Origin of the sequence: Desulfosarcina widdelii, assembly GCF_009688965.1 — a bacterium.
GTDB lineage: Bacteria > Desulfobacterota > Desulfobacteria > Desulfobacterales > Desulfosarcinaceae > Desulfosarcina > Desulfosarcina widdelii.
Map to the genome: position 1 here is coordinate 5,632,793 of NZ_AP021875.1, position 17,474 is coordinate 5,650,266.

General features: G+C 45.4%; 13 protein-coding genes and 1 pseudogene. 11 read left to right on the forward strand and 3 right to left on the reverse strand.

Annotated elements, in window-relative coordinates; all coding sequences use genetic code 11:
• Positions 1 to 8 precede the first annotated feature (8 nt).
• The 3 genes and pseudogenes from GN111_RS25825 to GN111_RS25835 form a co-directional block, all read right to left on the reverse strand.
• On the reverse strand, positions 9 to 533 hold the full coding sequence (locus GN111_RS25825) for a universal stress protein (protein ID WP_155306521.1): 525 nt from the start codon (positions 531 to 533) through the stop codon (positions 9 to 11).
• A gap of 42 nt (positions 534 to 575) precedes the next feature.
• Positions 576 to 1,202 (reverse strand): annotated as a pseudogene (locus GN111_RS25830) (electron transfer flavoprotein subunit alpha/FixB family protein); the annotation flags it as partial.
• Positions 1,203 to 1,334: 132 nt separating this feature from the next.
• Positions 1,335 to 4,493, reverse strand: a complete 3,159-nt coding sequence (locus GN111_RS25835) for a sigma 54-interacting transcriptional regulator (RefSeq protein WP_155306522.1) — start codon at positions 4,491 to 4,493, stop codon at positions 1,335 to 1,337.
• 418 nt (positions 4,494 to 4,911) lie between these two features.
• On the opposite strand from GN111_RS25835, the gene GN111_RS25840 reads away from it, so the two are divergent.
• From GN111_RS25840 to GN111_RS25890, 11 genes are all read left to right on the forward strand, one after another.
• Positions 4,912 to 5,679: an acyl-CoA dehydratase activase gene (locus GN111_RS25840; RefSeq protein ID WP_170302466.1), complete on the forward strand. Its 768-nt coding sequence runs from the start codon at positions 4,912 to 4,914 to the stop codon at positions 5,677 to 5,679.
• A gap of 15 nt (positions 5,680 to 5,694) precedes the next feature.
• Positions 5,695 to 6,639 carry an acyl-CoA dehydratase activase gene (locus GN111_RS25845; RefSeq protein WP_155306524.1) on the forward strand — a complete coding sequence of 315 codons (945 nt, stop codon included), beginning with the start codon at positions 5,695 to 5,697 and terminating at the stop codon, positions 6,637 to 6,639.
• Between the two features lie 8 nt (positions 6,640 to 6,647).
• Positions 6,648 to 6,986: a 4Fe-4S dicluster domain-containing protein gene (locus tag GN111_RS34505; protein WP_353740208.1), complete on the forward strand. Its 339-nt coding sequence runs from the start codon at positions 6,648 to 6,650 to the stop codon at positions 6,984 to 6,986.
• A gap of 20 nt (positions 6,987 to 7,006) precedes the next feature.
• A complete protein-coding gene (locus tag GN111_RS25855; RefSeq protein ID WP_170302467.1) occupies positions 7,007 to 9,502 on the forward strand; it encodes an FAD-dependent oxidoreductase in 2,496 nt (831 codons plus the stop codon).
• Between the two features lie 33 nt (positions 9,503 to 9,535).
• The gene (locus GN111_RS25860) at positions 9,536 to 10,678 is read left to right on the forward strand and encodes a 2-hydroxyacyl-CoA dehydratase (protein ID WP_197740426.1); all 1,143 of its coding nucleotides are present in this window, start codon (positions 9,536 to 9,538) and stop codon (positions 10,676 to 10,678) included.
• Between the two features lie 23 nt (positions 10,679 to 10,701).
• Positions 10,702 to 12,054, forward strand: a complete 1,353-nt coding sequence (locus GN111_RS25865) for a 2-hydroxyacyl-CoA dehydratase subunit D (RefSeq protein WP_155306527.1) — start codon at positions 10,702 to 10,704, stop codon at positions 12,052 to 12,054.
• Between the two features lie 23 nt (positions 12,055 to 12,077).
• The gene (gene had / locus GN111_RS25870; RefSeq protein WP_155306528.1) at positions 12,078 to 13,187 is read left to right on the forward strand and encodes a 6-hydroxycyclohex-1-ene-1-carbonyl-CoA dehydrogenase; all 1,110 of its coding nucleotides are present in this window, start codon (positions 12,078 to 12,080) and stop codon (positions 13,185 to 13,187) included.
• Between the two features lie 21 nt (positions 13,188 to 13,208).
• Positions 13,209 to 14,342 carry a 6-oxocyclohex-1-ene-1-carbonyl-CoA hydratase gene (oah, locus tag GN111_RS25875; RefSeq protein WP_155306529.1) on the forward strand — a complete coding sequence of 378 codons (1,134 nt, stop codon included), beginning with the start codon at positions 13,209 to 13,211 and terminating at the stop codon, positions 14,340 to 14,342.
• Between the two features lie 112 nt (positions 14,343 to 14,454).
• Positions 14,455 to 15,237: an enoyl-CoA hydratase/isomerase family protein gene (locus GN111_RS25880; protein ID WP_170302468.1), complete on the forward strand. Its 783-nt coding sequence runs from the start codon at positions 14,455 to 14,457 to the stop codon at positions 15,235 to 15,237.
• A 36-nt stretch (positions 15,238 to 15,273) separates the two neighbouring features.
• Positions 15,274 to 16,023 (forward strand): SDR family NAD(P)-dependent oxidoreductase, encoded by a 750-nt coding sequence (locus GN111_RS25885; RefSeq protein WP_155306531.1) that lies wholly within the window; start codon positions 15,274 to 15,276, stop codon positions 16,021 to 16,023.
• A gap of 104 nt (positions 16,024 to 16,127) precedes the next feature.
• Positions 16,128 to 17,318 carry a thiolase family protein gene (locus GN111_RS25890; RefSeq protein WP_155306532.1) on the forward strand — a complete coding sequence of 397 codons (1,191 nt, stop codon included), beginning with the start codon at positions 16,128 to 16,130 and terminating at the stop codon, positions 17,316 to 17,318.
• The last annotated feature ends 156 nt before the right edge of the window (positions 17,319 to 17,474 follow it).

The window sequence follows — 17,474 nt, forward strand, 5'->3', positions numbered from 1 at the left end:
GAAAAACGCTACGTGTTGTCCGGCATGGGAACCAACAGTACCGGCTTTTTACTACGTCTCAAAACCTTCCTGCAGACACCACCGACAATAAACCGTTCCATCATGTTTCGTGAAACATAAGCCATGACAATCATTCCGCAGCCTTTGCTTTCCGATTGGGATATGATCTCCTCGACAACGTTCCCGGATTGAACGACGATCTCTACTTGCTTGTCTATATCAGAAACTGGTTGCTCATCAATTTGACCGGTTAGGCCACTGAGTGCAAGCCTGATCATCTTGTTTTCCGACATCTTCCCTATAAGAACTTCCTGGGTGCTCTTTCTATGTTGGCTGTTAATTTCTTCCCATCTTTCTTCACCAAGCATATTAATTATTTCTTCTTCAGCATTACGTGGGACATCTTCAATTACATGCAAGATCACCAGTCCTGCTCTATAACGAGCGGCAATATCGGCCGCGTATTTAAATGCGTAACGTGCGTTCTCAGTAAGATCTGTCGCAAAAAGCACTTTTTTCATTTCCGGAATCATGGTTCAATCTCCTTATTCATATCCATCGATAGGAATCTAATTTTATATTTGTTGAATTGCCTCGGTCAGTTCGGGCAGGAATTCAAGGATGTCGGCCTCAATGCCCACGTCGGCCACCTGAAAGATGGGGGCTTTGACATTCTTGTTGATGGCCACGATGAACGGCGAGCCCTTGATGCCGCCAAGGTGCTGGAAGCTGCCGCTGATGCCGCAGGCCATGTATACCTTGGGCTTGACCGTCTGCCCGGATGTGCCCACCTGACGGGATTTCTCCAGCCACTTGGCATCCACGATGGGTCGGGAGCAGGAAACCACGGCGCCCATGGCATCGGCCAGTTCCTGGGCAATCTCGATGTTCTCTTCGTCCTCGATGCCCCGGCCGATGGAGACCAGCACGTCAGACTTGGTGATGTCCACGTCGCCCACTTCGGCTTCCACCACTTCCAGGAAGGTCCGCCTGGCGGTCAGATCGCCGCAATCCGCGGATTTATTTTCAACACTGCCCCCCGCTGATTTACTTTCATCGGGGGCAAAAGCCCCGGGACGCAGGTTAATCACCGCGCCGCCGGAAGTGTCGGCAGTCACATGGGTGCTGACCATGCCGCTGTACTCCTGGCGGATCACCTTCAGCAGCCCGCCATCCACCCCCTCGATATCCACCACATCGGCACCTTCGCGGAGGTGGCGCGCACCACATGGGTTCGTCACGCTTTTGTTTGCCCGGCATGGCGGGTAAACCCAGCCTGCGGTAAGAAGGCGTCACCCCGACCAGGGGGAAGACAATCCGAATTGCAAGGGTGATTAACGGTGCCGAAAAATCCTCAATTTTTTCATTCGGTATTCAAGTGTAGAGGGTTTTAGCCCTAAAATATTTGCGGCACCTTTTGGGCCTCTAATTCTCCATTTTGTATGATCCAGTACCAGGATAATATGCCGCCGAGAGATTTCATCGAGTGGCAGTAACTCCTTCAGTTTTTGATTCTTTCCAGTGTCGTCTGAAATTTTTTCGAGATCCGGGATTGAAATTTCCTCTTTGTCCGAAAGTATCAAAGATCTTTCAATAACATGTTCCAATTCCCTAATGTTTCCGGGCCATGAGTACTGCATAAGTTTTTTTAATTCATGTTGAGGTATTGTTGTTATTTTTTTTTGATGTTTTATGTTGTATTTTTTTAAAAAATAGTGAGCAAGAATGGGAATATCCATTTGCCTCTGTCTAAGAGGTGGAATTTCAATCGGGAATGTATTAATGCGATAGAACAAATCCGAACGGAAAGACCCCTTTGCTACCATGTTATCTAAATTCCGATTCGTAGCTGCGATCAATTGAAAATCGGATTTAATGGTTCGGGTGCCACCGACTCGCTCAAATTCACCCTCTTGTAGAACTCGGAGTATTTTAACTTGAGAATCTAGTGGAAGATCACCTATTTCATCCAAAAATATTGTACCATTATGCGCCATTTCAAAACGACCGATTCTCGTCTTATCAGCGCCTGTAAATGCACCTTTTTCATAGCCGAACAATTCGCTTGGTAGAAGATTTGCGGATAAAGCAGAGATATTAACAGCAATAAAAGGGTTGCTGGCTCTACGACTGCTATGATGAATGGCATGTGCAACCAATTCTTTGCCTACGCCGGTTTCTCCATATATTAGCACTGTAGCATCAGAATTGGAGACTTTTTTTATTTTGTGAATAACACTTTTAATGGCTTTACTGTTACCTACTATTTGAGGAAAAGCTTTATTGAAAGTGTTTTCGTTCGAAGTATATTGTATATCCTCCTCTCCTAAATTAAATCTGGCTGGATATAAATTTCTATGAGAGGAAAACGTCTTTAATTTAAGAGCTACCTGTGCTGCTATTGAGGACATTATTACTAAATCTTTACGGGAGAATATTCCCTCCAAGAGGCGATTGTCGACGTATATTAACCCGATGGTTTCACCATGTATCACTAAAGGAATACAGGCAAGAGAGCTCAAAAAAAAATCAGTTGCATCTGATTTAATATCATTTGTAAATTCATCAGGCTTGTTAACTACTATAGGTTGTTTTTTGTCGAGTGTGGATAGTACTATTGTTTGTAATGGTGAATGCTCAAAATGATTAAGTTCTTCAGGACTAAAGTTTCGTGCTGCAGCAATTTGTATATGATAGTCTGTATTTTTATCTCCTTTCAGAAATACAGCAGCTCTTTCAGCTCCAAACATATTCGTCAAAACGTTGACAACTTTACCTAAATAACCATCGATGTTTTGGAAGGAATCAACCGCATCGCTGAGTTCGGTGACCCCTTTTAACATACGATTTTCCAATTCCTGATCTTTGATGAGAAACAGTAATTCTGTTGGGAAGAGATTTTTATCTATTTCAAAAAATGTCAAAAACGCTTTGTTCGCAAAAAGTTTGCCTTTATTAAGGCTCTTACTGCTGATATAAAGCTTTGCCAATTGTACCTGCGTCCTTGCCAATTCAATATTCGCTCCGGCCTTTTTTAAAAGTTCCTGACTATCTCTTAAAAGTGATTCTATCTTTCTAAGATCAGGGTCAGATATCAACTTCTCCATGGCTTCATACCGTAACGCTGTTCCTTTCATGTATATATCAGGCCATTTTTTTAATCTCTCAATCTCGGAAGAAAATGAATATCCGGGTAACGGTTCCTCTCTTGCATTATGCAAAGATAATAAAATTTCCAGAATCCATGGTGAGGGATAATGGGTTACACCAATTTTTTCGGCATAGGACAATCCCAATTTTAGTACTTTTTTCGCTCTGCTTAATTTTCCTTTTGAGTACAATACAAATGCTTGACACGGCATGGCCATCCAAATTGCTGTATAGCTGTTAAGTCTTTTACCGATTGAAAGCGCCCTGTCAATATGGGGTATGGCTTCATCAATATGTCGTATTTCCAGTAAAATAAGTGCGATAATCGCTTCTGAAAAAGCTTCTGCTTTAAGATCTTTTTTAGAAAGCGCCTGATCTTTTAAGACCTCAGCTAACCCCAACCCCCGTGCAATACGACCACTAATTCCATAGCAATAAGACAACATAAGGTAAGTCCAGAGATCCTGAATCTTAGGTGAAATATCTTCTATGTTTTCTATAGTTTCTTCGTATGCTTGGATTGCATCATTAATTTTTCCCTCCCAGAAAAGAGATAAAGCAGAAACTTTGGACATTGACTTGATCAGGGACTGGTCTGAGATATTTTCCGCTATACTCCATCCAATTTTATAATGTTTTACTGCTCTTGTATGCAATCCTTTGGATTGATAGAGGCGTCCAATACTTACTTCAAGCGTAGCAACTGCCTTTTGGTTTTTGAGTTTCTTAGCTATTGGCAGTGTACTTTCTATTAGGGGGATAAGTTCGTCCGGTGGGAAAATATTGACAGCAACATGTGAATAGGAAATTACGGAGTCTACAAGCATAAGGTCATCCAAAGGTGCATGCCCGGATGCAGAAAGAAGACCGTCTATGATTTCTTTATATAAGGATATTGCGGAATCGGATTTTCCGGTAGAAGCTATAAGATCTGCCGCTCTCTTTTTATCGTATAGCCGGTTGTTGTGGCTATAAAGCTTTAGATATAATTCGGCCAATAAAAGGGGCTTTTTATCATCTTTGGGCAACTCCTTTTCCAAATATTCAATAATTTTATTCAAGTAAAGCCCTTTTATGTCTTTTTTCATGGAGCCAAGAATAGCATCTGAAAGCCTTACCGATGAAAATGCATAGGAGCCCTTCCCCGCGGTTTTGTCTTTATGAATAAAATCCTTGTCTATCATTTCATCCAAGATTTCCAGAAACATGGAAGGCCTTATGCTGCTGAGATCAAGAATATGGTCCAAATTGAAGCAGGCTCCCATAAATGCGGAGATTTGTAGGGCTTCCTTGGCATCTTTTGTAAGTTTACTAAAATATTTCAGTATTTCCTTCGTCATCATTTGAGAGCCTGCATCCTTTTCTAAGGTGGTAGATAGTTCTATCTTATCATAAAATTTGTAATTGGAAAACAACTACACACATTTGGGCATCGATAAACACAAATAATTGGGGAAACACAAAATATGGTGTTTTTTTGTTTTGTCTGTTAGAGAACAAAATTTGTAATTATTCATAAAAACAGCAACATGAGTAGTTGGCATAGATGCTGCATAGTCTATCGGGAAAGCTGCACCGTCTATCGGGAAAAATGCTCATGGAGAATGGAGGTGCATCCCGATCCAAACCGAAGCCGTCAGAGTAATAAAACAAAATCCATAGCAGTGCAACTCACTGAAAACAAAAAATATCTAAGCATTATTGTGGTTAATATGGCATTAAATGTACCCCATAAAACAAACCCAAAATATTCAGGAGGAAATGATGTTAACTGCAGGCATAGACATTGGAGGAAAGAATATAAAGGTTCTATTGCTTGATGGAAGAAATATCATAGCAAGGAAGGTTGCGGAAGGCGGGTTTCAACAGACCGAGGTGGCTGAGAATCTAATTGAAGAAGCCGCAAAAAGTGCCAAAATCAAGAAGAAACAGATTGAACGAATCGGTGTTACCGGTAGCGGGATGAAATATGCCCCTCCTCATGATGCCGAGATAACAGAAATCGGTGCGGCCGCAAAAGGAGGCTCGTTCTATATGCCTTCCGCCTGCACGGTCATTGACTCGGGAGCAGAGGATTCTCGTGGAATTAGGGTTGAAAACGGTCTGGCAAAGGATTTTGTTACTAATGACAAGTGCGCCGCAGGTGCCGGAGCCTTTACTGAGTCCATGGCGAGAGCAATTGAGGTTAGCCTGGATGACTTTGGTAAAATTTCACTCACTTCAACTGATTCGGTACCGATAAACGCTCAATGCGCCGTATTCGCCGAGTCCGAGGTCGTATCCCTCATTAACTCAAAAACAGCCAAAGAAGATATCGCCAAGGCCGTCAATGATGCCTTGGCCGAGAGGGTTGTTGCCATGGTTAAGAGAATAGGAGTTAAAAAAGATATTCTGATCGTGGGGGGTCTTGCAAGGAATGTCGGATACGTGGATGGACTGAAGCGCGGTTTCGGTACGGAGGTATTCGTTGCGGATGAACCTGAATATATCGGAGCACTGGGCGCTGCCTTGGCAGCTTCCGAAAAATAAGGAGGAGACTCAAACATGACTGCAGGAAAAACTGAAACCGTCAAGGGCAAGGGTGAGAAAAAGGAGTTGTGGAGATGGAGTGAATCCAGGTGGACCAATCCGGACATCGACTGGAAAAAAGGAGAAATCGTTTCCGCAGGCATAGATATAGGGTCGGTGAGTACGCAGTGCGTTATTATGGTTGATGGCGAACTATATGCTTACGCCAGCCTGAGGAGCGGATCTTCCAGTGATGTCAGCGCAGAGCGAGGCTCGGTAAAAGCTCTGGAGGGCACCGGGATGACAATTCAGGACTGGGATTATTGTGTGGGCACCGGATACGGACGGGTGAATATCCCGATGTCTAAGAGGGCGATAACGGAGATTGCGTGCCATGGCCGGGGAGCAAACTGGATGTACGGGCCCAGTATTCGAACCATACTTGATATGGGCGGCCAGGACTGCAAGGTCATCCGGATTGATGAAAAAGGCAAATTATTAAATTTTGTCATGAATGACAAATGTGCGGCAGGCGCCGGTCGCGGTATGGAAGTTTTCGCTGATTTTGTCGGCGTTCCCGTTACCGAAGTCGGAGAACGTTCTTTTGATGTTGACGAAGAGCCGGATCCGGTCTCCAGTACGTGCACCATATTTGCGAAATCGGAAGCCGCGGGGCTTTTAAAAGAGGGCTGGGATGTCAATAAGGTTCTAGCGGCATACAGTTCCGCAACAGCACACCGGGTGGTTGAACTCATGGACAGGGTAGGGTTGGAGGAAAAACTGGCAATTACAGGCGGCATTTCAAAAAACCGGGGGGTTTCAGACAGGATCGCCAAATATTGCGGAATGGAATTCGTTCCCAAAATTTGGCACAATTCCGAATACGAGAAGAAACAAATTCCTTTTGATACCCAAACCGCAGGCGCTATTGGTGCGGCACTTTTTGCGAAGGCACTGGCGGAAAAGGAAAAGGGTAAATAAAGACGATGATGGCAAATTGGGGGTACCAGGACGGATCCGGTAAATATTTCATCACAATCGACACGGATAAATGCGATGGATGTGGTGCGTGTGTAGAGGCTTGTCCTCAGGGTGTCCTTGAAGTGGGAGAAGATCCGGCAGACCCCCTACGGGATGAGCCTGTCGCTTTTGCCGGCGAAGAGCAGCGTAAGAAGTTGAAGTTTGCCTGTTCTCCGTGCAAGACATATCTGACGTCCGTGGATGGAGCTGAAAGTAGCATGCCGACGCCTGAACTGTTGGCTGAAGAAAGACAAAAGCTTCCCTGTGTGGCGGTGTGTGACAAAGCCGCCATTACACATTCATGGTAAGTATGATGCAGGAAAATATAATGCCAGTTAGATTGACAATTGACGGGGTGGTTATAGAAGCAGCGGATGGAACAACTATTCTTGAAGCAGCAGAGAGCGCTGGTATCTACATCCCGGCGCTCTGCAGTCATCCCGCAATTCCACCATTTGGAGATGGGATCCCGTCTGAGATGGTTTTCCGGGGAAATCACGCCATTCACGGGTTGGCGGAGAAGTATCAAGGTTGCGGAATTTGTTCGGTTGAGGTCGAGGAGGATGGTATCACGACCGCATGCAATACACCGGTACTGGCGGGAATGGCTGTTCATACAAAAACAGAAGAAATTACAGAGCTACGTCAAAATATTATAAGCGAAATATTATCAAAACATCCCCATGCGTGTTTGTTATGTCCGCAGCATGAGGGATGTGATTTAAAACAGTGTATCAGCAATGTGCCTGAAGAAGAACGATGTTGTCAGAACTTCAATGTTTGTGAATTAAAAAAGATCGCATCCTATGTCGGGATCAAGGATGATATCCCTCGTTTTAAACCGCAAGGTCTGTCTGTAGTCGAAGACGACCCCTTATTCGTCAGAGATTACAATTTATGCATTGATTGCGGGCGATGCGTTAGAATCTGCAATGATGTTCGGGGGATTGGCTCACTCGGATTTACTACGGTTGATGGAAAAGCCGTTGTCGGTACAAGAGGGCCTACCCTCAAGGAATCGGGTTGCAGGTTTTGTGGCGCCTGTGTAGAAGTTTGTCCGACAGGCGCTTTAACGGACAAGGGAGTTGTTCGGGCGAATCGAGAAAAATGGCTTGTTCCTTGTAGAAACAGATGCCCGGCCGGTGTGGATGTGCCAGAATATGTCAGGCTGATTCATGAGGGAAAATTTTCCGATGCGGCGGCAGTGGTGTACGAAAAGGTTCCTTTCGCAGCAACCTTGGGACGGGTTTGTTTCCATCCCTGCGAGGAGGTCTGCAGGCGTGGGGAAATAGATGACGCGGTCAGTATTAGGGAACTCAAGCGTTTTGCACTGGAACATGACACCGGATTTTGGAAAGATAAAGTAAAAATCTTGCCACCCACTGGCAAAAAGACGGCTGTTATCGGTTCAGGGCCCGCAGGTTTGACTTGTGGGTACTATCTGGCCCAATTGGGGCATTCGGCTGTCGTTTATGAGGCAATGCCAAAACCCGGGGGGATGATGAGGTACGGTATTCCGGAGTACCGTCTCCCACGTGAGGTTCTTGATAAGGAAATTGAAGCAATACGGGAAGCCGGTGTCAATATCCTGGTGGATAGACGGATAGAATCCCTCGAAAAAATGTTCGACGATGGCTTTGATGCCGTTTTCATCGCCATAGGGATGCAGGAAGGGTTGAAACTGGGAATTAAGGGAGAAAATCTCCATGAAGTGGTGGACGGAATATCATTTCTCAGAGATGTAAACCTTGGAAAGAATATTGAGCTGGGTGAAAAAGTCGCTGTTATCGGCGGCGGAAATGTCGCCATGGACGCTTCCAGGACCGCTCTTCGTTTTGGTGCAAAAGAGGTAAGCATCCTTTACCGTCGGAGTTATGAGGAGATGCCGGCCTATAATGAAGAGATAGAACAAGCGATGGCGGAAGGTGTTAATATTGAATACCTTGTAATACCGGTCAATGTTTCAGAAAGCAATGGGAAAATAACTCTTGAATGTCAGCGTATGGAACTTGCGGAAATTGATGAAAGTGGAAGAAAACGCCCTGTCCCAGCAAAAGGGAGTGAATTCAGCCTGGAATTAGACAACATGCTGGTGGCTATTGGACAAAGAGCGGAAATTCCGAATGGCTTACGTTCCATAACCGGCAAAAATGGTAACCTGATCGTGAATACCGATACTCTTGCCACTTCCATAAACGGTGTCTTTGCAGGTGGGGATATAGTGAGCGGAGCGTCGACGGTGATTGATGCCATTGCAATAGGGAAGAAGGCAGCTCGATCCATCGATCAATTCCTGGGCGGTGATGGGGTGATTGAAAGGAAATTCGTTGAGAGAGCGAAACCGGAGTTCGGTTCGAACGGAATAAATGGACTAAATCTGTCACGGCAAATGCCTATCAAGAAGGCGGCAATTGATGACAATTGCGGTTTTAATGCGATGTCGGGTTGCTATACCGAAAAACAGGCAATTGAGGAGGCAACACGTTGCTTGCGGTGTGATCTTCGATTCGCGTTATCTATTCCCAGCATGCCGCCGGAGAAGTGGATTGAGATAAATGAGAAGAATATGCAAACAATTCCAAATACGGAAGGTGTTTTACAGCTGTTCGACGGAGATAAAAACTTACTCTGCATTAAGGGTACAATGAATCTGGCCATGGAGCTTGAAGATCTGTCGGGACGGTTGGAAAAAGCAAGCTATCTTATCTGGGAAGAGGAAACCATGTATAGCAAAAGGGAAAGCGAGCTGCTGCAGCAGTACATGCAAAATCATGGAGGATTGCCAGAGGGAAATACCACGGAGCTGGATGACGATCTTTACTAAATCTAAACCAGGGTAAAAGGAGTTGAATACAAAATGGGAGCCATTGAAAAGTTTCAGGAGATTTATGAAAACAGAGGCGATTATATAAGGGGTTGGAAAGAAAAAAATCCCGATGGGAAGGTCATCGGCTGTTTCTGCACCTATGTGCCGGAAGAGATCGCTTATGCCGGGGGGGTGCTGACAACGCGACTTTTAGGGAGTCACGAAATCGAGGATGCCACAGCGCCTCATATATTCGGCATGTTTTGTCCTTTCTGCCGTGATGTTTTGGCACAGGGACTCAAAGGACGAGCGAATTACCTGGATGGGATCTGTGATGCCAATTGCTGTATGCATCTGCTTCAGGCGTTTGAGGCATGGGCTCTCAATGTAAAACCGGAACCGAAGGTGTTCCGCGTGGATATGCCATGCCAGGTTCAAAACCCCCATGCCATCCAATTCCTAACGGGGGAAGCGGAATGTTTCAAAAAGGATATCGAGGAATGGATGGGGAAAAAGATAACGAATGACGATCTTGATCGTGCAATAGATGTGTTTAACGAAAACCGGCGGTTGATGAAGCAGATATATGAATTGAGAAAAGCCGACAACCCGCCTATCACCGGTCTCGAGTGTATGTACATGGTGGTGTCGGGGCAGCTGATGGACAAAAAGGACCACAACGTATTGCTGAAGGAAGCGCTGAAGGAACTGAAAAACCGCAAGTTGGACAGGGATCCTGGCACTCGATTGATGATTATCGGGAGCGAAAACGACGATGTAGAGTTTATTTCAATGCTGGAGAGCGGCATGACGTTGCCGTCAACCGTTGTAATCGATGAAATGTGCACAGGCACGCGAGCCTTTTGGGAAGAAGTGATTCCTAAAGAGAACCGCATGGAGGCGATTGCTGAAAGGTACATCAATCGAACACCGTGCCCGGCAAAAGACTTTCCCAATCGCATCCGGTTTCAAAGGGCCTTGAAATTTGCCAAAGAGTGGAATGTAGAGGGTGTGCTCACGCTGCAGCAAAAATTCTGCGACCCCCATGAGCTGGATATACCTTCTTTGAGAAAGTTTTTTGAAGAGAACGGTTTAAAGACCTATTTTCTCGAGCTCGACGTAACCGTTCCGGTGGGCCAGTTTTCAACCCGGGTTGAGGCATTTATAGAGTCACTTATGTTAGACATTATATAAAAGCTTACTTTAGGAGATGTAAAATGACCGGAATAAAAAAATACCCTACAAAACAGTTTGATTGTTGGGGTCTGGCAAAAGAATTGCGGATGGATATCTATCGAAAACTCGGGCAAAAGGCGACTGGTGAGAAGGATTGGTTGGTTGTCAGCGGCGGTACCGAGGGCCTGATCGGACTTCCCGCGGGATTGGGGGAGGATTACGTCCCTTTTGGCGGAGAACCTTATGGCGCATCAACAGGGGCTTTGGGAAAATCCGTCGAAATGATGGGATATTGCGAGAAGAAAGGGTATGCCAGGGATTTATGCGGATATTGCCGCAATTATCTGGGTTCCACTTTCGGCGATAGTTATACTTTCGGCGGAAAATATCCCCATCCGGATCTGTATTTTCAGCTTCATTTCTGCGACACCCACGGGAAATGGTATCAACCGGCGGCTGAATTTACAGACAAACCTTATTTTGTCATCGATATCGGCGCCATGTACCGATGGCCGAAATGGAATGAGAGCGAAGAAAGAAAAAAGTATAAATTCGACTACCTACTGAAGCAAATGCATGATTCCATCGATTGGATGACCGAAAAAACCGGCAGGGAATACAATGATGAGCTGCTTGGCGATGCTGTTTACAATGAAATTATGTGTACTTCAAAATGGGCCAAGTGCTGCGAGCTCAATAAGAACATTCCCGCCCCCATGGACGAGAAATCCATGTTTGCCTTCTACGTGATCCATGTGCTGAGAAGACATACCAAGGAAGCCCTCCAATTCTTTGATATTCTTTATGATGAACTTACGGATCGGATTGATAAGGGAATTGCAGGGGTCGAATATGAAAGATTCCGAATGATCCACAACAGTCAGCCTCCCTGGCATTCTCTGGATATATTCAGATACATGGAGAAGTTCGGGGTGGCTTGCGTGGGCAGTCAGTATGATTTCATGCTGTCCGGGGGTTGGGATTACTATTATGACGAAAAGGATGTGCCACACATTAAAGCGGCGGAACCGCCTTCCGACCTTAAAGAACAGATCAAAACCAGAGATGGTGCCCTGAGGGCTTTGACAGCATGGCTTCTTGATTATGGTATCCAGGGGAGAAGCTTTCGTTTTCCGATGATAGAAAGAAGAAATATCGATTCTGTCATAGCAAGGGATTGGAATTGCCAGGGTGCCATGATGCATCTTAACCGCGGATGCGAAGGATGGGCGGTTGGCCAGCTGGAAGTGCGCAGGTGTCTTGTTGAAAACGGCTTTCCCGTTCTCTCTTATGAAGGAAACGTTGCCGATCCACGTGAATTCGACAGGGGTAAAACCTATGCCAGGATTGATTCGTTTATGGAAGCGAATCAACTCAAGAAACTCGTGGATTAGTACAACATAGAGGAAATATAAAAATGGTGGACATACCAAAAGAGATCAAAACATGGCAAATGGTAACGCCGTACGGCAAGAATGGTAAAACAGGGGAAATTCTAACCGGAAAGATTGAAAAAACCACCATTCCCGTTCCCGATTTAAAGGAAGGGGAAGTTTTGGTGGAAATCGCCGGGTGTGGCGTCTGCCATACGGACCTAGGTTTTTTTTACGATAGCGTACCAACCGTTAACAAACCTCCCCTAACGCTTGGTCATGAAATAAGTGGCAAGGTTGTTTCGGGAGACAGCAAATGGGTAGGCAAGGAAGTAATTATCCCGGCCGCTATGCCGTGTTGGAATTGCGCATTATGCAAAACAGGAAGGGGAAATCGCTGCCTGGCACAAAAGATGCCGGGAAACAGCATGGGAATATATGGCGGTTTTTCATCTCATATACCCGTTCCTTCCACTGATCTCTGTGAGGTCAAAGAAAGGGGAAAGACACCCTTATCATGTCTCGCGGTGATAGCCGATGCGGCCGTGACACCCTATCAGGCAGCCAAAAGAGCAAATCTTCAACCTGGTGACAACGTCATCGTCATTGGCTGCACGGGAGGTGTCGGACAGTATCAACTTCAGGAAGTAAAAGCCCTCGGTGCCAAAACGGTTATCGGAATAGATATAAACAGTGAACGATTGCAAAAATCCCTAAATTACGGTGCAGATTTTATCATAAACTCAATGGGCAAGAGCCCCAAAGAAGTGACAGGGGAATTTAAAGATATCTGTAGGAGTACTGGCCTTGTGAGTTATGGTTGGAAAATATTTGAGGTCAGTGGTTCAAAACCCGGCCAAGAGATTGGCCTATCTTTATTGGGATTTACAGGGAAATTGATTATCGTAGGATTCAATACGGCAAAAGTGGAGTATTCCATAAGCAGACTAATGGCATTTGATGCGGAAATCATCGGCACCTGGGGTTCTTTTCCCGGATATTATCCCATTGTCATGGATATGGCTCTTTCCGGTAGAATTAACATAGATAATTTTGTCGAAACACGTCCCATGAGCAGCATTGTTGAGACATTCGATGAAATCCACCATACCGGTTCGCCCGAAAAACGCATCGTATTAATACCGGATTTTTAAATTAATATAAAGGAGAAAGCCATGCCGCTTAATTTTCTAGAGAGGGACAACAAGCTAAAGAACCATAATTTATTCGGCGATGAGCATTTCGGCTCCAGCCCGCCCTGCACCATGTACGAAAAAAAGGCTCTTATCGATCCGGACGGGAATGAAGTTGATGGGTTGCACACTGCATGGATTACGCTAAACAACCCTGAACAGTATGGATCCTACACAACGGATATGATCAAGGGCGTCATCGCAGGGATGCACAAGGCGTCCATGAGCAGGGATGTGGTAGCTACGATTTTTACCGGAACGGGAGACAGGGCTTTTTGCACAGGCGGAAATGTGAAGGAATATGCCGAATATTATACCAAACGGCCTAAGGAATATGCGGACTATGTGGATCTGTTTTCCGGTATGGTGGACGCCATTCTTAAATGCCGGACACCGGTGATCTGCCGCTCCAACGGAATGCGGATCGCGGGAGGGCAGGAGATCGGGCAGGCATGTGATTTAACCGTAGCGGCCGATACCGCTAACTTCGGTCAAGCCGGAACCCGTCACGGATCTGTTCCCGACGGCGGTTCAACTGATTTTTTGCCTTGGAATCTGAGCATGGAACAGGCAATGTGGAACTGCATTTCCAATGAACAATGGAGCGCCTATAAGATGGAAAGGCTGGGCCTGATTACCAAAGCAGTTCCCATTAAAAAAGATTCTGGTGGAAACTGGGTTCCGAATCCTTTCGTAATCACGGACACCTATGCAAAAGATGGACAGATTGTATACGGCGAATTTAAAAACGGGAAAGAGGCTGGCGAAGCAAAGGCGCTGTTTAAAACACTTACCACGGATTTCAGCTGGCTTGATGATTATATCAATAAAATGGTTTGGACCTTGGCCAACCTGTTTCCGTTGTGTCTGATGAAAAGCGTGGAGACGATCCGTATAAAAAAACGATTTTTCTGGGATGCCAATAAAATTTCAGGCATTTACGGATTGGGAGCCAATATGAACGCTGAGGCGTATCTGGGATTTAACGCCTTTAACAGTCAGAAAGTTACAGGATCGGATGTAATAGATTTTCTTGAACTTCGCCGCCAGTATGCCAAGGGGCATATTTTTGACGACGAACTGGCTGAAATGGTGTTTTATCCCCCGAAAAAATAAAAATATCAACATCAAGGGTAAGTGAATACCTATTGGTTATGGGATTGAAAGTGGATGCTAAACTTACCCGATGGATATTATGCGCCGAAATGAGCTCAAGCAGAGAGGTGACATGAATTTTGAGACTATTTCATTAATTAGAGAGGATAAGATAGGGATTATCACCATTGACCGTCCAGATCGGTATAATGCTTTGGACCTGCAAACCGAAATCGAAATCGGATCAGCTATGGATGAGCTGGATGATGAGAGCATAAAGGGTGTAATGATAACCGGTGAGGGGGAGAAGGCCTTTTCAGCCGGGGCCGATATTGTTCCTTATCTAGAGATGAATCTCGTTAAATCCATTCCATACATGAAGAAATTGAAAGAGGTCTTGTGGAAAATCGAGAATTTTAATAAGCCCGTGTTGGCCGCAATTAATGGTTTCTGTTTGGGAGGCGGTCTCGAGTTGGCGCTGGCGTGCCATTTCAGAATTGCTTCCGATAAATCCGTCTTTGGATTTCCTGAAATCGATGTGGGTGTCTTCCCTGGAAATGGCGGAAGCCAAAGGCTTGCCAGATTGATAGGTAAGGGAAGGGCTTTATGGTATGTAGCCACCGGGGATCAAATAAAGGCTGAAGATGCGCTTGCACTGGGTATTGTTCACAAAATTGTTCCCCGTGCTACTCTCTTGGACAGTTGCAAAGATTTCTTATTGAATAATCTATTCAAAAAACCTCCCATCGCTCTTTATGCCGCCATTACCTCCATTAATAAAGGGGTAGAGATGGACCTAGATTCCGCATGCCAGTTGGATTTGGATTTGGCCTCGTTATGCATGGGAACGGAAGATTTTAAAGAGGGCGTAAAAGCATTCGTGGAGAAACGGAAGCCTAAGTTTAAAGGCGTTTGACTAAGATAATGTTCTATGGGGACAAGGTAGGCAAATATGAGACTTAAAGATAAGAAGGCTATAATTACCGGAGCGGGAAGAGGTATCGGCAGAGCTATTGCCATTGCCTTCGCCAAAGAAGGCGCCGACGTAGCAATTAATTATCACAGCAATGACAAGGCCGCGAGGGAAGTGGTGAAAAAAATATCAGAGATGGGGCGGAAGGCCATTGCCGTGAAAACGGATGTAAGCGACTACCGGGACGTTCATGCCATGGTCGATAGAACTGTTAATGAACTCGGCGGTGTGGATATCTTGGTAAACAATGCCGGTATTTCCCAGCCTGCGATGCTTTTAAAGATGACTGAAAAATCCTGGGATAAGATTATCAGCATACACTTGAAGGGCACGTTTAATTGTACTCAGGCCGCTGCAAAGTATATGAAAGAAAAAAAATACGGCAAAATCATTAATGTGATATCTACGGCCGGCGTATTTGGTACTGTGGGGCAGATCAATTATGCATCCGCCAAAGCCGGTGTCATCGGGTTTACTAAATCTGCTTCCAGGGAATTGGGGAGATACGCAATTAATGTTAATGCAATTTGTCCCGGTGTTACGGCCACAGAGATGACCAACAAGGTGAGAAGCGATGAGAAACTAAAACAAATCTATCTTTCAAGGATTCAACTGGCGCGATTTGGGGAACCTGAGGAAGTTGCAGCCGCTATTCTGTTTCTTGCATCCGATGATGCCAGCTATGTTACCGGTCAGGTGCTGTCGGTAGATGGCGGATATATCGGATAGTTTCCAGATATGCGCGAAATGGCAGCAGTGGTTAGGCAAAAAGCGGCCCGGATGGGCGAAGATGGTTCTCGAGTATGGAATATATAAACGAGGAAGGGGGTGTAATGAAAATAAGTGATATTGTATGCATAAGTGCATGCCGGACGGCAATGGGAAGATTCGGAGGCAAATTAAAAGATCTGAACGTTCGGGAATTGGGAACAATAGCCATGTCAGGGGCTTTAGAGCGTGTCGGAATTAAAGGCGATATCATCGATGAGGTAATAGCGGGACATTGCCGTCAGGCGGGCAATGGCCCCAACCCCGCGAAAATTTCATCGGTTCTGGCGGGTATCCCCCAGGAAGTTCATGCCGTGACGATTAATTGTGCATGCCCGTCCGGCCTGAAAGCAGGAATCCTGGGTGCTCAAAGCATTCTCCTAAAAGAAAGGGATACCGTAATGGTTGCGGGTATGGAGAGTATGAGCACTATCCCCTATTTGTTGAAGAATGGCAGATGGAATGGATTCAGAATGGGAGATCAGGTACTGCTGGACGGGTGGAACGATACCCGGGATGTTGTCTGCGATATGATGATGGGCGAAACCGCGGAAAATCTGGTGGAAAAATATAATATTTCAAGAGAGGAACAAGATGAATTCGCATTGAACAGCCATAAAAAAGCCGCCAGGGCTTCCGATGAAGGGTGGTTCGATGATGAAATCGTGCCCATAACGATTCCGGGGAGCAAAAAGAAGCCTGAAGAAATTTTCGTTAAGGACGAACCCATACGAGGCGATACGACTTTGGAAAAAATGGCAAAACTGCCGGCTGTTTTCAAAAAGGGCGGATCGGTGACAGCCGGAAATTCATGCGGGTTAAGTGACGGCGCCAGCGCCATGATTCTGATGACAAGGGAAAAGGCGGAATCATTGGGACTGAAACCGTTGTTTTCATTAACAGGCTATTCTTCGATCGGTGTTGAGAACGCCTATATGGGAGATGGGCCATCGATTGCCATACCGGAGGCCCTGTCGAAAGCCGGTTTGAAACTTGACGATATGGATCTTATTGAAGTTAATGAAGCCTTTGCCAGTCAGATTATTGCGAATGAGAGGGTGTTGTCCTGGGATCGTTCAAAACTGAATATCCATGGGGGTGCGATTGCTTTGGGACATCCGACGGGAGAAAGCGGTGTGAGAATTTTGGTGACCCTTTACCATGCGTTAAAGCGGGTTGGAAAAGAACTTGGTGTAGCGAGCATATGCGGAGGCACGGGCGTTGCATGCGCTATGGTAATTAAGAGGGAAAAATAGAAAAATAAATTTTATGATTGAAAGGATGTGCTGAATAAGTGACATTCCCATTTCGTGTGGTTTAGATTTAAAGCATCTTTCATGAAAGTTCCTCCTTTGTGAATTTGAGCGGTTCACTTTAGGAGGAACTTCCATTTATTCCCGTAAATGTCAAAC

Excerpts from the sequence above, each read along its gene's own strand:
- GN111_RS25825 (WP_155306521.1), bottom strand. The coding sequence starts at position 533 with ATGATTCCGGAAATGAAAAAAGTGCTTTTTGCGACAGATCTTACTGAG.
- GN111_RS25835 (WP_155306522.1), bottom strand. The coding sequence starts at position 4,493 with ATGATGACGAAGGAAATACTGAAATATTTTAGTAAACTTACAAAAGAT.
- GN111_RS25840 (WP_170302466.1), top strand. The coding sequence starts at position 4,912 with ATGATGTTAACTGCAGGCATAGACATTGGAGGAAAGAATATAAAGGTT.
- GN111_RS25845 (WP_155306524.1), top strand. The coding sequence starts at position 5,695 with ATGACTGCAGGAAAAACTGAAACCGTCAAGGGCAAGGGTGAGAAAAAG.
- GN111_RS34505 (WP_353740208.1), top strand. The coding sequence starts at position 6,648 with ATGGCAAATTGGGGGTACCAGGACGGATCCGGTAAATATTTCATCACA.
- GN111_RS25855 (WP_170302467.1), top strand. The coding sequence starts at position 7,007 with ATGCCAGTTAGATTGACAATTGACGGGGTGGTTATAGAAGCAGCGGAT.
- GN111_RS25860 (WP_197740426.1), top strand. The coding sequence starts at position 9,536 with ATGGGAGCCATTGAAAAGTTTCAGGAGATTTATGAAAACAGAGGCGAT.
- GN111_RS25865 (WP_155306527.1), top strand. The coding sequence starts at position 10,702 with ATGACCGGAATAAAAAAATACCCTACAAAACAGTTTGATTGTTGGGGT.
- had (WP_155306528.1), top strand. The coding sequence starts at position 12,078 with ATGGTGGACATACCAAAAGAGATCAAAACATGGCAAATGGTAACGCCG.
- oah (WP_155306529.1), top strand. The coding sequence starts at position 13,209 with ATGCCGCTTAATTTTCTAGAGAGGGACAACAAGCTAAAGAACCATAAT.
- GN111_RS25880 (WP_170302468.1), top strand. The coding sequence starts at position 14,455 with ATGAATTTTGAGACTATTTCATTAATTAGAGAGGATAAGATAGGGATT.
- GN111_RS25885 (WP_155306531.1), top strand. The coding sequence starts at position 15,274 with ATGAGACTTAAAGATAAGAAGGCTATAATTACCGGAGCGGGAAGAGGT.
- GN111_RS25890 (WP_155306532.1), top strand. The coding sequence starts at position 16,128 with ATGAAAATAAGTGATATTGTATGCATAAGTGCATGCCGGACGGCAATG.